Genomic DNA, 16,563 nt, shown 5'->3' with positions numbered 1-16,563 from the left:
GGAGCGATTACTTGCCTTTAATCTCATACAGTGGCGTTTGACCCGCAACCACTTGACCTTTCGCCTGAATGACCAGGCCACTAAAGTCATCAATGTTGCTGCAAACGACCGGACTAATCATTGAGCGCGCGTTGGCGTTCAGGAAGTCCAGATCCATTTCCAGGATTGGCTGCCCTGCGACCACTTCAGCACCCTCTTCCACCAGGCGAGTAAAGCCCTGGCCGTTCAGCGCAACGGTATCAATACCCATGTGGACAACGATCTCAGCACCATTCTCGGTTTCGAGGCAGAACGCATGGTTGGTATTGAAGATTTTTACGATGGTACCGGCTGCTGGTGACACCACGGTTTTTTCCGTTGGTTTTACCGCGACACCGTCACCGACCGCTTTGCTGGCGAAGGCTTCGTCAGGCACCTGCTCAATGGCAACGACTTCCCCCGTCACTGGGGAAACCAGTGCGGCAATCGTTTTAGCATTTGGTACTGCCTGCGGTTTTGCGGCAGCTGGCGCAGCGGCTGGAGCTGCAGACGTTTCCGCTGCGGCTACCGGACCTGTCGTTTTCATGGCATTGGCAATTTTTTCCGCCACGAACCCAACGATAATCTGCACGCTGGTTTTGTTCAGACGGATAACACCGGATGCACCCAGGCGTTTAGCCAGCGCTTCGTTCACCAGAGAAGAGTCTTTTACGTTCAGACGCAGACGGGTGATACATGCGTCGATACCGGTCAGGTTGTCAGAACCACCGACAGCGGCGATGTACTGACGCGCCAGACCTGCAACATCCTGGTCTTTGTCCGCGCTCACATTCACGTCCTGACCATCCGCTTCGCTACCGGCAACAGCCAGTTCACGACCTGGGGTCATCAGGTTGAATTTGGTGATAGTGAAACGGAACACCACGTAGTAGATAGCAAAGAACACCAGACCCTGTGGGATCAGCATCCACCAGTGGGTTGCCAGCGGGTTACGGGAAGAAAGCACCATATCCACCAGACCCGCACTGAAGCCGAAACCGGCAATCCACTGCATACTTGCGGCGATGAACACAGAGATACCGGTCAGCACAGCGTGGATTACATACAGCACAGGGGCCACGAACATGAAGGAGAATTCCAGCGGTTCAGTGATACCGGTGAAGAAGGCTGCAAATGCACCCGCCATCATGATACCCAGCACTTTCGCTTTGTTCTCTGGACGTGCGCAGTGGTAGATAGCCAGCGCTGCACCTGGCAGGCCGAACATCATGATTGGGAAGAAGCCCGCCTGGTAACGACCAGTGATACCGACAACCGCTTTACCTGCTTCGATGGACTGTGCGCCACCCAGGAAGTTAGGAATATCGTTAATACCGGCAACATCGAACCAGAATACGGAGTTCAGCGCGTGGTGCAGACCGACCGGGATCAGCAGACGGTTGAAGAACGCGTATACGCCCGCACCGACGGAACCCAGCTTCTGAATGTGCTCACCAAAGTTCACCAGACCGTCAAAGATAACCGGCCAGATGTACATCATGATGAATGCAACAACGATCATCAGGAAGGAAGTCAGAATAGGCACCAGACGACGACCGCTGAAGAAGGACAGCGCTTTTGGCAGCTCTACGCCGCTGAAGCGGTTGTACAGTTCAGCAGAGATGATACCGACGAGGATACCAACGAACTGGTTTTCAATTTTCCCGAATGCGGCAGGAACTTGATCCGCTGGGATTTTTTGAATCATAGACACCGCTGCTGGGGAGCAGAGGGTAGTTAATACCAGGAAACCGACAAAGCCGGTCAGCGCCGCTGCGCCGTCTTTATCTTTGGACATACCATAAGCCACACCAATCGCGAACAGGACTGACATGTGATCGATAATAGCGGAGCCCGATTTAATAAACAGTGCCGCCAGAGCGTTATCGCCGCCCCAACTTACCGGGTCAATCCAGTAACCGACACCCATTAATATCGCTGCGGCTGGCAGCGTGGCGACCGGCACCATAAGTGCGCGACCAACCTTTTGTAAATAACCTAGAATACTCACTTTCTTCCCCCTATGAGACCCCGTTTAAGGCATGTTCTCAGCTCTGTTTTTTATTGTGTCACGAACTATAAATACAGTTGATGATTCACTGGCATTGTGAGTGTGTGAAAAATTAATTCGTATCGCAAATTAAACACGTATTTTTTGTGATTTTTGTCACCAAATATCGTTATTAACCCTCCCTTATGCTGGCTAACTGCGAAAACTTATTTTATCATTCAAAAAATCAAGACGGATTGATCCGGCCTGAAAGATTCCAGGTTACGCTTAATTCAGGTTCCGATAGCCATCCGCCCACTCTTCTACTTTAACTCTTGAGGTGAACAATGAGACTGATTCCCCTGGCAACTGCTGAACAAGTTGGTAAATGGGCCGCTCGCCATATCGTTAACCGTATTAACGCATTCAAACCTACTGCCGATCGTCCTTTCGTTCTTGGTCTTCCGACTGGTGGCACACCCCTGACCGCGTATAAGGCACTGGTTGAGATGCATAAAGCAGGCCAGGTTAGCTTTAAACATGTTGTGACCTTCAATATGGACGAATATGTTGGCTTACCGAAGGATCACCCGGAAAGCTACCATAGCTTTATGCACCGCAACTTCTTTGATCACGTTGATATTCCATCTGAAAATATTAACCTGCTGAATGGAAACGCGCCTGATATTGACGCAGAATGTCGTCAGTATGAAGAAAAAATCCGTTCCTACGGTAAAATCCACCTGTTTATGGGTGGTGTAGGTAATGATGGTCATATCGCGTTTAACGAACCGGCGTCTTCTCTGGCTTCCCGTACCCGTATTAAAACGCTGACCCATGACACACGCGTGGCAAACTCCCGCTTCTTTGACGGTGACGTTAACCAGGTTCCAAAATACGCCCTGACCGTAGGTGTAGGCACCCTGTTGGATGCCGAAGAAGTGATGATTCTGGTCCTGGGCGGCGTGAAAGCGCAGGCGCTCCAGGCTGCCGTTGAAGGCAACGTTAACCACATGTGGACCATCAGCTGCCTGCAGCTGCATCCGAAATCAGTCATCGTTTGTGACGAACCGTCCACGATGGAGCTGAAAGTGAAAACGCTGAAATACTTCAACGAATTAGAAGCAGAGAACATCAAAGGTCTGTAATTGAATAACCGCCTCTTCATCAAGAGGCGGCCGCTTTTTTTAACCGGGGGTCGTTATGTACGCTTTAACCCACGGTCGGATTTATACCGGCCATGATATTCTGGATGACCATGCGATTGTTATCGCTAATGGCCTGATTGAACGTGTTTGCCCGCTGGCAGAACTGCCGCCGGAGATTGAACAGCGCTCACTCAATGGAGCAGTAATCTCCCCCGGTTTCATTGACGTACAGCTCAACGGCTGCGGCGGTGTGCAATTCAATGACACCGCGGATGCGGTGACGGTAGAAACGCTGGAGATCATGCAAAAAGCCAACGAGAAATCGGGCTGCACCAGCTATCTGCCAACGCTCATCACCAGCAGTGATGACCTTATGAAACAGGGCATCCGCGTGATGCGTGAATACCTGGCAAAACACCCGAATCAGGCGCTGGGTCTGCACCTTGAAGGGCCATGGCTGAATATGGTCAAAAAAGGGACGCATAACCCGAATTACGTGCGTAAACCTGATGCGGAGCTGGTTGACTACATGTGTGCTAACGCCGATGTGATCACCAAAGTGACGCTGGCGCCTGAAATGACAGGTACGGATGTCATCAGCAAACTGGCTGCCGCCGGGATTATCGTTTCAGCGGGTCACTCAAACGCGACGCTGAAAGAAGCCAAAGCGGGTTTCCGCGCGGGCATTACCTTCGCCACGCACCTCTACAACGCAATGCCGTATATAACCGGTCGTGAACCGGGTCTGGTCGGAGCGATTCTGGATGAGCCAGACGTCTACTGCGGTATTATTGCTGACGGCTTACATGTCGATTACACCAACATTCGTAATGCCAAGCGGCTGAAAGGTGACAAGCTTTGTCTGGTCACCGATGCCACCGCGCCAGCAGGTGCAAATATTGAGCAGTTCATTTTTGCCGGTAAAACAATATACTACCGCAATGGACTGTGTGTGGATGAGAACGGCACGCTGAGTGGTTCTGCCCTGACCATGATTGAAGGGGTACGCAACCTGGTTGAGCATTGCGGTATTGCCCTCGATGAAGTGCTGCGTATGGCGACGCTTTATCCGGCGCGCGCAATGGGCGTCGATAAACAGCTTGGCGGAATTGCACCAGGTATGGTTGCAAACCTGACGGCATTCACACACGATTATAAAATTATTAAGACCATCGTTAATGGTAACGAGGTCGTCACTGAGTAAGTAAAAGTATGACACCAGGCGGACAAGCTCAAATAGGTAATGTCGATCTCGTTAAACAACTTAACAGTGCGGCGGTTTATCGTCTGATTGACCAGCACGGGCCTATCTCGCGAATTCAGATAGCCGAACAAAGCCAGCTTGCTCCCGCCAGCGTGACAAAAATTACCCGCCAGCTCATCGAGCGCGGTTTGATCAAAGAAGTCGATCAACAGGCCTCCACCGGAGGCCGCCGCGCTATCTCTATTATTACCGAAACCCGTAATTTTCAGGCCATTGGCGTCCGCCTTGGCCGTCATGACACCACGCTTACGCTCTACGATCTGAGTAGCAAAGCCATTGCGGAAGAGCACTACCCCCTTCCTGAACGCACTCAGGAGACCCTGGAACACGCGCTGCTGAATACCATCGCGCAGTTTATTGAAAGCTGTCAGCGTAAAATCCGTGAACTCATCGCCATCTCCGTGATTCTGCCTGGTCTGGTCGACCCGGAAAGCGGCGTGATCCGTTATATGCCGCACATCCAGGTTGAAAACTGGGGGTTGGTCGATGCGCTGGAAAAGCGCTTTAAAGTGACCTGTTTTGTAGGCCATGACATTCGCTCTCTGGCGCTGGCGGAGCACTATTTTGGTGCCAGTCAGGACTGCGAAGACTCTATTCTGGTGCGCGTTCACCGCGGTACAGGTGCAGGCATTATCTCTAACGGGCGTATTTTTATTGGTCGCAACGGTAATGTCGGCGAGATCGGCCATATTCAGGTCGAGCCGCTTGGCGAACGTTGCCACTGCGGAAATTTTGGTTGTCTTGAGACCATTGCCGCCAACACGGCCATTGAGCAGCGTGTTCGCCATTTGCTTGAACAGGGTTATCAAAGCCGCGTCACGCTGGACGATTGCAAGATAGGAACTATCTGTAAAGCCGCCAATAAAGGCGACGCGCTGGCCTGTGAGGTGATCGAGCAGGTTGGACGTCATCTGGGCAAAACCATTGCTATCGCGATTAACCTGTTTAACCCGCAAAAAGTGGTGATCGCCGGTGAAATTGTTGAAGCGGAAAAGGTACTGCTGCCCGCCATTGAAGGCTGTATTAATACCCAGGCGCTGAAAGCATTCCGCCAGAATCTCCCGGTTGTTCGTTCAAAGCTTGACCATCGTTCAGCGATTGGCGCATTCGCGCTGGTAAAACGTGCGATGCTCAACGGCATTCTGTTGCAGCATTTGCTGGAAAGTTGATCGAACCTTATAGTAACGCCTTCTTTTTTTGATGTCGGACTGTCCATGACCATTAAGAATGTAATTTGTGATATCGACGGCGTGCTGATGCACGACAACGTTGCTGTGCCGGGTGCTGCGGAGTTTCTTCACCGCATCATCGACAAAGGAATGCCTCTGGTTCTTCTCACGAACTACCCTTCTCAGACCGGTCAGGATCTGGCGAACCGCTTTGCCACAGCCGGTGTCGACGTGCCGGACAGCGTGTTTTATACCTCGGCGATGGCAACGGCTGATTTTCTGAAACGTCAGGAAGGGAAAAAAGCCTACGTGGTGGGTGAAGGTGCGCTGATCCATGAGCTGTATAAAGCCGGTTTTACCATCACCGATGTGAACCCGGACTTTGTGATCGTGGGTGAAACGCGCTCCTTTAACTGGGAGATGATGCATAAAGCGGCATACTTTGTCGCCAGCGGCGCGCGCTTTATCGCCACCAACCCGGATACGCACGGCCGTGGCTTTTATCCGGCATGTGGTGCGCTCTGCGCCGGTATCGAGAAAATCTCTGGTCGTCAGCCGTTTGTGGTCGGGAAACCTAGCCCGTGGATCATCCGTGCCGCACTGAACAAAATGCAGGCTCACTCTGAAGAAACCGTCATTGTCGGCGACAACCTCCGCACCGATATTCTGGCCGGTTTCCAGGCGGGTCTTGAAACTATTCTGGTGCTCTCTGGCGTCTCTCAGCTTGATGACATTGATTCGATGCCGTTCCGGCCGAGCTGGATTTACCCCTCCGTCGATGAAATTGACATTATCTGAAACCAAACCACGCCTCAGGGCGTGGTTTTTCATTTTCAGCCCAGCCAAATAAAAACCCATCTAACAAAAACCACGTTTTATTGAATAATCATCAATAAAAGCATGCATGACATACTCGTTTTTCACTATTCAGCAATTACCATTGCACTATTTCCGTTTTAGCCCGTAAAACGCTTGCGCACCCTGTCCCTTTGCGGCATTTTCATAAGCAAGCAACATCACAATGCAACAGGGTTAACGGAGAAGGTTATGTGTTCTATTTTTGGCGTACTGGATATTAAAACTGACGCGGGCGAACTGCGTAAAAAAGCACTCGAATTGTCCCGCCTGATGCGCCATCGCGGCCCGGACTGGTCCGGCGTTTACGCCAGCGATAAAGCCATTCTGGCTCACGAACGTCTGTCGATCGTAGACGTCAACGCTGGTGCTCAGCCGCTGTATAACGAGAAAAAAACGCACGCGCTGGCTGTCAACGGTGAAATCTACAACCATCAGGCACTGCGTGCCGAGTACGGCGACCGCTACGCGTTCCAGACCGGTTCTGACTGTGAAGTGATCCTCGCGCTGTATCAGGAGAAAGGCCCGGCGTTCCTGGACGACCTGCAGGGCATGTTTGCCTTCGCACTGTACGACAGCGAAAAAGACGCCTACCTGATCGGCCGTGACCACATCGGCATTATCCCGCTGTATATGGGCCACGATGAACATGGCAACTTCTATGTTGCCTCTGAAATGAAAGCCCTGGTACCGGTTTGCCGCACCATTAAAGAGTTCCCTGCAGGCAGCTACCTGTGGAGCAAAGACGGCGAGATCCGTCAGTATTATCAGCGCGACTGGTTCGAGTACGACGCGGTGAAAGACAACGTCACGGACAAAGCCGAGCTGCGTCAGGCGCTGGAAGACTCCGTTAAAAGCCACCTGATGTCAGACGTGCCGTACGGCGTGCTGCTCTCCGGCGGCCTGGATTCTTCCGTGATCTCCGCGATCACCAAGAAATTTGCCGCCCGTCGCGTGGAAGATCAGGAGCGTTCAGAAGCCTGGTGGCCACAGCTTCACTCCTTTGCCGTTGGCCTGGAAGGTGCTCCTGACCTGAAAGCCGCGCAGGAAGTGGCAAACCACCTCGGTACCGTGCACCATGAAATTCATTTCACCGTGCAGGAAGGCCTGGATGCGATCCGCGATGTTATCTACCACATCGAAACCTATGATGTGACCACTATCCGCGCCTCTACGCCTATGTATCTGATGTCCCGTAAGATCAAAGCGATGGGCATTAAGATGGTGCTGTCTGGCGAAGGTTCTGACGAAGTATTCGGTGGCTACCTGTACTTCCATAAAGCGCCGAATGCCAAAGAGTTGCATGAAGAGACAGTTCGCAAACTTCAGGCGCTGCATATGTTTGACTGTGCGCGTGCCAACAAAGCGATGTCGGCCTGGGGTGTGGAAGCTCGCGTGCCGTTCCTGGATAAGAAATTCCTCGACGTGGCGATGCGTATTAACCCGCAGGATAAAATGTGCGGCAACGGTAAAATGGAAAAACATATCCTTCGCGAATGTTTTGAATCCTACCTGCCGGCAAGCGTTGCGTGGCGTCAGAAAGAGCAGTTCTCTGACGGTGTAGGTTACAGCTGGATCGACACTCTGAAAGAGGTAGCGGCAAAACAGGTTTCCGATCAACAACTGGAAACCGCAAGCTTCCGCTTCCCGTACAACACACCGGGATCCAAAGAAGCCTATCTGTATCGTGAAATCTTTGAAGAGCTGTTCCCGGTACCAAGTGCTGCGGAATGTGTGCCTGGTGGCCCATCAGTCGCCTGCTCTTCCGCAAAAGCGATTGAATGGGACGAATCGTTCAAATCCATGAACGACCCGTCAGGACGTGCTGTAGGCGTTCACCAGTCGGCATATAAATGATTGTCTGAATGACTAACAGGCCCTCCGGGGCCTGTTTTTTTTGCATTGTATTTTGCTGGACAAAAACGATTAATAACCAATAATTGCCGAATATTCGGTCACGCTGTTCGCAACCTAACCAAACAGTCACATTCCGGCCATTTTCGTTGAAAAAGGTGTTGACGCTGCAAGGGTCTATACGCATAATGCGCCCCGCAACGCCGATAAGGTAACGCGAAAAAAAGATGGCTACGTAGCTCAGTTGGTTAGAGCACATCACTCATAATGATGGGGTCACAGGTTCGAATCCCGTCGTAGCCACCATCTTTTTTGCGGGAGTGGCGAAATTGGTAGACGCACCAGATTTAGGTTCTGGCGCCGCAAGGTGTGCGAGTTCAAGTCTCGCCTCCCGCACCATTCCCAGGTAAGCGTTGCACGGATGGGGTATCGCCAAGCGGTAAGGCACCGGTTTTTGATACCGGCATTCCCTGGTTCGAATCCAGGTACCCCAGCCATATTTCTTCGATTTTGCGGTTCTCCGCGGTTATTGGGGTATCGCCAAGCGGTAAGGCACCGGTTTTTGATACCGGCATTCCCTGGTTCGAATCCAGGTACCCCAGCCATCGAAGATTGCAGTACTGGCTACGTAGCTCAGTTGGTTAGAGCACATCACTCATAATGATGGGGTCACAGGTTCGAATCCCGTCGTAGCCACCATATTTAGATTGTCGATTTTTCGGTAATCAAGACAAATTGTTGGGGTATCGCCAAGCGGTAAGGCACCGGATTCTGATTCCGGCATTCCGAGGTTCGAATCCTCGTACCCCAGCCAATTTAAAAAAGTCGTTAAACACTGTTTAACGCAATTGGGGTGTCGCCAAGCGGTAAGGCTCTGGTTTCTGATACCAGCATTCCGGGGTTCGAATCCCTGCACCCCAGCCACTTAGTAACAAAAAAGCCCGCTCTGCGGGCTTTTTTGTTTTTGTTGCTAGTATTGTGCGGCCTGATGCCCTCACCCTGGCCCTCTCCCACCGGGAGAGGGAATAAAGTTTAGAGTCCGAGGGCGTATTTCAACGCCTGACGCTTCAGACCACCGGCACGCTCAGCCGCCATCAATCCAATATTACGCAGAATACGCACCGGCCCGACGTCATTGTTGAACCCGGCATAGAACAGATCCATCCCTGACTGCATGATGAAGTTATCCGCCATACGCCGCGTCTGATAGCGCTTCAGTACCTGATGGCTTGACCAGTCCTCCGCATGCCCGCGAGCACTACCCAGCACATCCAGTAATGCATCAACATCACGATACCCCAGGTTTACCCCCTGCCCTGCCAGCGGGTGAATGGTGTGTGCCGCATCTCCTACCAGAGCCAGCCCTTCGCGGGCATATTGCAACGCGTGTCGACGAGTCAGCGGGAATGCTCCTGCCGCAACCGGCGTCACATATCCCAGTCGGCTCGGGAAGTGGCGCATAATTTCGTCTTGCAGTTGCGCCATCGAAAGCCCCTGTAACTGACGAATACGCGCCGGTTTGTCGTACCACACCAGCGATGCCCAGTTATCGAACAACGGTAAAAACGCGTGCGGACCATTCGGCGTAAAGTGCTGCCAGGTGCTCTCTCCTGGCGCATTCTCACACTGGACAGTAATCAACATACAAGACTGTTGATACTGCCAGGCATGAACCCCAATCCCCGCCATCTCTCTGACCTGAGAGTTGGCGCCATCAGCGCCCACCACCAGCTTCACGGCTAATTCATCATCATTATCCAGCGTCAGGCGATATCCGTTGTCATGACGATGCAAGGCTTTGAGTGACGATGGGACACGCAGCGCCACCTTCGGGTGTGCCTCCAGCGCCTGCCATAGCGCCCGCTGGAGGACGTTGTTTTCCACCATATAGCCCAGACGGGGCAGCTTGAGTTCAGCGGCATCAAACGCGACGTGGGCATTTTCCCACTCCCACGTTTCGAGGCGGCTGTAAGGGTGAGCACGCATCGTCAGCACCGCGTCCCAAACGCCCAGCCCGCGCAGTAGATCAACTGAGGCGGCACTGATCGCGGAAATACGCACATCCGGCTTTGCCGTCGGGTCAAACGTAGCAGGAGCAGCCTGCTCGATAACCGTCACCTCAAATCCCTGCTGCGCCAGCCCCAGCGCCAGTGCGCCGCCGACCATACCGCCGCCGACAACGGCGATTTCGGTTTGTTGGAGTGTCATGGTCAATTTTCCTTATTGCAGAATCCCTTAAGTTTACCGGATTTTTGGGGTCAGGAGGTTGACAACCTTCATACTGGTCACAACCGCACCAAAGCATTACAATACGCGGCTTGCAATCCTGAGCTGAGCAAGTCGATGACTAAAAAACTCCATATAAAAACCTGGGGCTGTCAGATGAACGAATACGATTCATCCAAGATGGCCGATCTGCTGGATACAACCCACGGATACCAGCTGACTGAAAATGCGAAAGAAGCCGATGTGCTGCTGCTAAATACCTGTTCTATTCGTGAAAAAGCGCAGGAAAAAGTCTTTCATGTGTTAGGTCGCTGGAAACTTCTCAAACGAAAAAATCCGGACCTGATCATTGGTGTTGGCGGTTGTGTTGCGTCGCAGGAAGGGAAACTGATCCGCCAGAGAGCCCCGTATGTGGATATTGTCTTTGGCCCTCAGACCCTGCACCGCCTGCCTGAGATGATCAATCAGGTTCGCGGCAATCGTAGCCCGGTTGTTGACGTCAGCTTCCCGGAGATTGAAAAATTTGACCGTCTGCCAGAGCCGCGTGCGGATGGCCCGACCGCTTTTGTCTCTATCATGGAAGGCTGCAACAAATACTGCACTTACTGCGTGGTGCCTTACACGCGCGGTGAAGAGGTCAGCCGTCCGGCGGATGACATTCTGTTTGAAATCGCGCAACTTGCCGCGCAGGGCGTACGCGAAGTGAACCTGCTGGGCCAGAACGTTAACGCCTGGCGCGGCGAGAACTACGACGGCACGACCGGCAGCTTTGCTGAACTGCTGCGTCTGGTGGCCGCGATTGACGGTATCGACCGCATTCGCTTCACCACCAGCCATCCGATGGAATTTACCGATGACATCATCGATGTTTATCGCGACACGCCGGAACTGGTGAGCTTCCTGCACCTGCCGATTCAGTGTGGTTCTGACCGTGTGCTGAACCTGATGGGGCGCCCGCATACGGTGCTGGAGTACAAATCCACCATCCGTAAACTGCGTGAAGCCCGTCCTGATATCCAGATTAGCTCGGACTTTATCGTCGGCTTCCCAGGCGAAACTGCCGACGACTTTGAGCGCACCATGAAGCTCATCGGCGACGTGAATTTTGACGTTAGCTACAGCTTCATCTTCTCTGCACGTCCTGGAACCCCTGCGGCAGATATGGTTGACGATGTGCCGGAAGAAGAGAAAAAGCAGCGTCTGTATATTCTGCAGGAGCGTATCAACCAGCAGGCCAATGCCTGGAGCCGTCGTATGCTTGGTACTGTCCAGCGTATTCTGGTTGAAGGCACCTCGCGCAAGAGCATTATGGAACTCTCCGGTCGTACCGAAAATAACCGCGTGGTGAACTTCGAAGGCACCCCGGATATGATCGGTAAGTTCGTGGACGTCGAGATTGTGGAAGTGTTGACCAACTCGCTGCGAGCGAAGGTGGTACGTACCGAGGATGAAATGGGTCTGCGCATTGCAGAATCTCCAGAATCCGTCATTTCCCGAACCCGAAAAGAAAACGATTCTGGCGTGGGTATCTATCAGCCGTAATGCGTCCAGGCCTGCCTTTCTGGCAGGCCTTGTAATTCCCCTCTTCGCCCCCAATATCCATCGCAATGCTTGCGCCTTTATTCTGTGGCGTGAATAATTTCGGTAATGACAGTTTTATGATGCCAGCCCTACTAACACTCAAAGAGGAACGGTTTGAATATAGACACGCGTGAAATTAGCCTTGAGCCAGCAGACAACGCTCGCCTGCTGAGCCTGTGCGGGCCGTTTGATGACAACATCAAGCAACTGGAGCGACGTCTGGGTATCGAAATCAATCGTCGCGATAATCATTTCAAACTGACCGGACGCCCTATCTGTGTCAACGCCGCTGCAGATATTCTGCGTAGCCTGTATGTGGATACCTCCCCAATGCGTGGCGAAATTCAGGATATCGAGCCAGAACAGATCCACCTCGCCATTAAAGAAGCGCGAGTGCTCGAGCAGAGCGCGGAAAGTGTGCCTGACTACGGCAAGGCAATTAACATCAAAACCAAACGTGGCGTGATTAAGCCGCGTACGCCAAACCAGGCGCAGTACATCGCGAATATCCTCGACCATGACATCACCTTCGGCGTTGGACCGGCCGGTACCGGTAAAACCTATCTGGCGGTAGCAGCAGCAGTGGATGCGCTGGAGCGTCAGGAGATCCGCCGTATTCTGCTGACTCGCCCTGCGGTTGAAGCGGGCGAGAAACTGGGCTTCCTGCCAGGCGACCTGAGCCAGAAAGTCGACCCATATCTGCGTCCCTTATACGACGCGCTGTTCGAAATGCTCGGTTTTGAAAAAGTTGAGAAACTTATTGAGCGTAACGTTATCGAAGTTGCTCCGCTCGCTTATATGCGAGGCCGTACGCTGAACGATGCGTTTATCATTCTCGATGAAAGTCAGAACACCACCATAGAACAGATGAAGATGTTCCTGACGCGTATCGGCTTTAACTCGAAAGCGGTCATTACCGGTGACGTTACCCAGATCGACCTGCCGCGCAGCACCAAATCTGGCCTGCGTCACGCCATTGAGGTGTTGGCCGAGGTCGAAGAAATCAGTTTTAACTTCTTCCACAGTGAAGACGTGGTACGCCACCCGGTCGTCGCGCGTATTGTTAACGCCTACGAGGCCTGGGAAGAAGCCGATCAGAAGCGTAAGGCCGAACTGGCAGCAGAACGTAAGCGCGAAGCGCAGGAGCAAGAACAGAAATGAGTCAGGTGATCCTCGATTTACAGCTGGCCTGTGAAGATAATTCCGGTATGCCAGAAGAGGCGCAGTTTCAGAAATGGCTGGATGCCGTTATCCCCCAATTTCAGGAAGAATCAGAAGTCACGATTCGCCTGGTGGATGAAGCCGAAAGCCATGAGCTTAACCTGACCTATCGCGGGAAAGATAAGCCGACCAACGTGCTCTCTTTCCCGTTCGAAGCCCCACCGGGCATCGAGATGCCGCTGCTGGGCGATCTGATCATCTGTCGCCAGGTGGTTGAGCAGGAAGCCAAAGAGCAGCAAAAACCCCTTGAAGCTCACTGGGCACATATGGTGGTACATGGCAGCCTGCATCTACTCGGCTACGATCATATAGAAGATGACGAAGCAGAAGAGATGGAGTCCCTCGAGACAGAGATAATGCTTGCTCTGGGCTATGAGGATCCGTACATTGCCGAGAAAGAATAGTCAGTCTCCCCACTGACTAACATGCCGCCACGAAAGGAAATCGCGTGGCGGTAAACATTGAACTAACAAGAGAACCCTTAACAAACGCCATGAGCGACGACAATTCACACAGTAGCGACACGACAAACGGTAAAAAGGGATTTTTCTCCCTCATTCTGAACCAGCTTTTCCACGGCGAACCGAAAAACCGTGATGAACTGCTGGAGCTGATTCGTGATTCCGGGCAAAACGACCTTATCGATGAAGATACGCGCGAAATGCTCGAAGGGGTCATGGACATCGCCGACCAGCGTGTTCGCGATATCATGATCCCCCGTTCGCAAATGATCACCCTGAAACGTAACCAGACACTGGACGAGTGCCTCGATGTGATTATCGAATCCGCTCACTCACGTTTCCCGGTCATCAGCGAAGACAAAGATCACATCGAAGGGATTTTGATGGCGAAAGATCTGCTGCCGTTTATGCGCAGCGATTCTGACGCTTTCAGCATGGAAAAAGTGTTACGCCAGGCCGTGGTTGTGCCGGAAAGTAAACGTGTGGATCGGATGCTGAAAGAGTTTCGCTCTCAACGTTACCACATGGCGATTGTTATTGATGAATTTGGCGGTGTGTCGGGTCTTGTCACGATCGAAGATATTCTTGAGCTGATCGTGGGAGAAATCGAAGATGAGTATGACGAAGAAGAAGATATCGACTTCCGTCAACTGAGCCGCCACACCTGGACTGTGCGTGCGCTGGCCTCGATTGAAGACTTTAACGACGCCTTCGGCACCCACTTCAGCGATGAAGAGGTCGATACCATTGGCGGTCTGGTGATGCAGGCCTTTGGCCACCTCCCGGCGCGCGGTGAGACCGTTGACATCGACGGTTACCAGTTCAAGGTAGCGATGGCCGACAGCCGACGTATTATACAGGTTCATGTCAGAACGCCGGATGACTCACCGGTGCCAAAACTGGAAGATTAATGTAAATGGCATTTGCCCCACTGCTTGAACGCCAGCGCGTCCGTTTGCTGCTGGCGCTGTTACTCGGAGCCAGCGGTACGCTGGCTTTTTCTCCTTACGATATCTGGCCCGCCGCCATACTCTCCCTGATGGGGCTACAGGGGCTGACCCTGAACCGTCGTCCGGTGCAGGCCGCTGCGATTGGCTACTTCTGGGGACTGGGGCTGTTTGGTTCCGGTATCAACTGGGTCTACGTCAGCATTGCTCAGTTTGGCGGTATGCCAGGGCCGGTGAACGTCTTCCTGGTGGTATTGCTCGCCGCCTATCTCTCGCTCTATACCGGTCTGTTCGCCGGCATTCTTTCTCGTCTGTGGCCACAAACAACCTGGCTGCGCGTCGCCATTGCCGCACCGGTGGTCTGGCAGGTAACCGAGTTCCTGCGCGGCTGGGTGCTGACCGGCTTCCCGTGGCTACAGTTCGGCTACAGCCAGATTGACGGCCCGCTGAAAGGCCTGGCACCGGTAATGGGTGTTGAAGCTATCAACTTCCTGCTGATGGTCGTGAGCGGCCTGCTGGTATTAGCGCTGGTCACGCGCGGCTGGAAACCGCTGGTTGCGGCACTGGTATTGTTCGCACTGCCCTTCCCGCTGCGCTATATCCAGTGGTATACCCTGGAGCCAGAACGCGCTACGCAGGTTTCCATGGTGCAGGGTGATATCCCACAGGCCATGAAGTGGGATGAAAAGCAGCTTCTGAATACGCTGAAGATCTACGCCAACGCGACCGAAGAGGTCATGGGCAAATCACAGCTGATTATCTGGCCGGAATCTGCGATCCCGGACCTGGAAATAAACCAGCAGCCGTTCCTGAACATGATGAACGATCTGCTGCTCGCGCGCGGCAGCACGCTGATTACCGGTATTGTTGATGCGCGTCTGAATCAGCAGAACCGTTATGACACCTATAACACCATCATTACCCTCGGCAAAGATAGCGAATACAGCTACAACTCCACTGACAGGTACAACAAAAATCACCTGGTTCCGTTTGGTGAATTTGTCCCGCTGGAGTCTATTCTGCGCCCGCTGGCACCGTTCTTTGACCTGCCGATGTCCTCTTTCAGCCGCGGCCCATACGTTCAGCCGCAGCTGCATGCGCACGGTTTTGCCCTGACCGCCGCCATTTGCTACGAAATTATCCTCGGCGAGCAGGTACGCGATAACTTCCGCCCGGACACGGACTTCCTGCTGACCATCTCCAATGATGCGTGGTTTGGTAAGTCGATTGGCCCATGGCAACACTTCCAGATGGCGCGGATGCGTTCCCTGGAGCTGGCGCGTCCACTGCTGCGTAGCACCAACAACGGCATCACCGCCGTAATTGGCCCACAGGGTGAAATTCAGGCCATGATCCCGCAGTTTACCCGTGAGGTGCTGACCACCAACGTCACGCCAACCACGGGACTTACGCCGTACGCCCGCACCGGCAACTGGCCGCTGTGGATCCTGACCGCACTGTTTGGTTTTGGTGCGGTGTTGATGAGTCTTCGTCAGCGTCGTAAATAACCCTACCTTCTGTTGCCGGGTGGCGCTGACGCTTACCCGGCCTACTTTTCCATGCTGTAGCCACCCACCCGACAATTTCCTCCAGACTCCAATTCTGGCACGTCTATTGCTTTGTTTATTCAGGTAAACGCAGTTTGGCTTAACGCGCAACCTGGTCGCACCAGCGTAGATCATCGGTAGCACCGAAACGGTGCAACGAGAGATTTTTGCCTCTGAATGGTGCGGCGCGCTTCGCAAAAATAAACAATAACGCAGCAAAATCTTTACATTAAGCCAAACTAAATGTTAACAAGCTTGCATAACACTGCACTCGCATAGCGC

At 52.9% G+C, this 16,563-nt stretch carries 12 protein-coding genes and 7 tRNA genes; 17 read left to right on the top strand and 2 right to left on the bottom strand.

Annotated elements, in window-relative coordinates:
• Window positions 1-7: 7 nt before the first annotated feature.
• On the bottom strand, window positions 8-2,029 hold the full coding sequence (gene nagE / locus ACLHV9_RS06840) for an N-acetylglucosamine-specific PTS transporter subunit IIBC (RefSeq protein ID WP_028021393.1): 2,022 nt from the start codon (window positions 2,027-2,029) through the stop codon (window positions 8-10).
• 326 nt (window positions 2,030-2,355) lie between these two features.
• On the opposite strand from nagE, the gene nagB reads away from it, so the two are divergent.
• The 12 genes from nagB to ACLHV9_RS06780 all read left to right on the top strand — a co-directional run bounded on the left by nagB (window position 2,356) and on the right by ACLHV9_RS06780 (window position 9,222).
• Window positions 2,356-3,156 (top strand): glucosamine-6-phosphate deaminase, encoded by an 801-nt coding sequence (nagB, locus tag ACLHV9_RS06835; RefSeq protein ID WP_023310765.1) that lies wholly within the window; start codon window positions 2,356-2,358, stop codon window positions 3,154-3,156.
• A gap of 55 nt (window positions 3,157-3,211) precedes the next feature.
• The gene (gene nagA, locus ACLHV9_RS06830; RefSeq protein WP_049005349.1) at window positions 3,212-4,360 is read left to right on the top strand and encodes an N-acetylglucosamine-6-phosphate deacetylase; all 1,149 of its coding nucleotides are present in this window, start codon (window positions 3,212-3,214) and stop codon (window positions 4,358-4,360) included.
• Window positions 4,361-4,368: 8 nt separating this feature from the next.
• On the top strand, window positions 4,369-5,589 hold the full coding sequence (locus ACLHV9_RS06825) for an N-acetylglucosamine repressor (protein WP_021242995.1): 1,221 nt from the start codon (window positions 4,369-4,371) through the stop codon (window positions 5,587-5,589).
• 45 nt (window positions 5,590-5,634) lie between these two features.
• Complete coding sequence (nagD, locus tag ACLHV9_RS06820; RefSeq protein WP_023310763.1) at window positions 5,635-6,387, top strand: ribonucleotide monophosphatase NagD; 753 nt, start codon at window positions 5,635-5,637, stop codon at window positions 6,385-6,387.
• A 249-nt stretch (window positions 6,388-6,636) separates the two neighbouring features.
• The gene (asnB, locus tag ACLHV9_RS06815) at window positions 6,637-8,301 is read left to right on the top strand and encodes an asparagine synthase B (RefSeq protein ID WP_407220311.1); all 1,665 of its coding nucleotides are present in this window, start codon (window positions 6,637-6,639) and stop codon (window positions 8,299-8,301) included.
• A 226-nt stretch (window positions 8,302-8,527) separates the two neighbouring features.
• Window positions 8,528-8,604: transfer RNA gene (locus ACLHV9_RS06810), tRNA-Met, on the top strand.
• A gap of 8 nt (window positions 8,605-8,612) precedes the next feature.
• Window positions 8,613-8,697 (top strand) — tRNA-Leu (locus tag ACLHV9_RS06805).
• Between the two features lie 23 nt (window positions 8,698-8,720).
• Window positions 8,721-8,795: transfer RNA gene (locus ACLHV9_RS06800), tRNA-Gln, on the top strand.
• Between the two features lie 33 nt (window positions 8,796-8,828).
• Window positions 8,829-8,903, top strand: a tRNA-Gln gene (locus ACLHV9_RS06795).
• A 17-nt stretch (window positions 8,904-8,920) separates the two neighbouring features.
• Window positions 8,921-8,997 (top strand) — tRNA-Met (locus tag ACLHV9_RS06790).
• Window positions 8,998-9,037: 40 nt separating this feature from the next.
• Window positions 9,038-9,112: transfer RNA gene (locus ACLHV9_RS06785), tRNA-Gln, on the top strand.
• 35 nt (window positions 9,113-9,147) lie between these two features.
• A tRNA-Gln gene (locus ACLHV9_RS06780) sits at window positions 9,148-9,222 on the top strand.
• A 108-nt stretch (window positions 9,223-9,330) separates the two neighbouring features.
• Here the strand turns inward: ACLHV9_RS06780 and ubiF are convergent.
• Window positions 9,331-10,506, bottom strand: coding sequence for a 3-demethoxyubiquinol 3-hydroxylase (gene ubiF, locus ACLHV9_RS06775; RefSeq protein WP_407220310.1), 1,176 nt, complete (start codon window positions 10,504-10,506; stop codon window positions 9,331-9,333).
• A gap of 135 nt (window positions 10,507-10,641) precedes the next feature.
• Here ubiF and miaB point away from each other — a divergent pair, with 135 nt between their 5' ends.
• From miaB to lnt, 5 genes are all read left to right on the top strand, one after another.
• Window positions 10,642-12,066: a tRNA (N6-isopentenyl adenosine(37)-C2)-methylthiotransferase MiaB gene (gene miaB, locus ACLHV9_RS06770; RefSeq protein WP_032638865.1), complete on the top strand. Its 1,425-nt coding sequence runs from the start codon at window positions 10,642-10,644 to the stop codon at window positions 12,064-12,066.
• Window positions 12,067-12,219: 153 nt separating this feature from the next.
• Window positions 12,220-13,266: a PhoH family protein gene (locus ACLHV9_RS06765; protein ID WP_028019464.1), complete on the top strand. Its 1,047-nt coding sequence runs from the start codon at window positions 12,220-12,222 to the stop codon at window positions 13,264-13,266.
• Entirely contained in the window at window positions 13,263-13,730 is a 468-nt protein-coding gene (ybeY, locus tag ACLHV9_RS06760) for an rRNA maturation RNase YbeY (RefSeq protein ID WP_003858677.1), read from the top strand. The genes ACLHV9_RS06765 and ybeY overlap by 4 nt, the downstream gene beginning before the upstream one ends.
• A gap of 89 nt (window positions 13,731-13,819) precedes the next feature.
• Entirely contained in the window at window positions 13,820-14,698 is an 879-nt protein-coding gene (corC, locus tag ACLHV9_RS06755) for a CNNM family magnesium/cobalt transport protein CorC (RefSeq protein WP_028019465.1), read from the top strand.
• 5 nt (window positions 14,699-14,703) lie between these two features.
• Complete coding sequence (gene lnt, locus ACLHV9_RS06750; protein ID WP_407220309.1) at window positions 14,704-16,242, top strand: apolipoprotein N-acyltransferase; 1,539 nt, start codon at window positions 14,704-14,706, stop codon at window positions 16,240-16,242.
• Window positions 16,243-16,563: the final 321 nt, after the last annotated feature.

This window comes from Enterobacter sp. CPE_E890 (assembly GCF_046521475.1).
Lineage (GTDB): Bacteria > Pseudomonadota > Gammaproteobacteria > Enterobacterales > Enterobacteriaceae > Enterobacter > Enterobacter adelaidei.
Note: the sequence above shows the minus strand (reverse complement) of the source record. Positions and strands in the feature narration are given on the sequence as shown.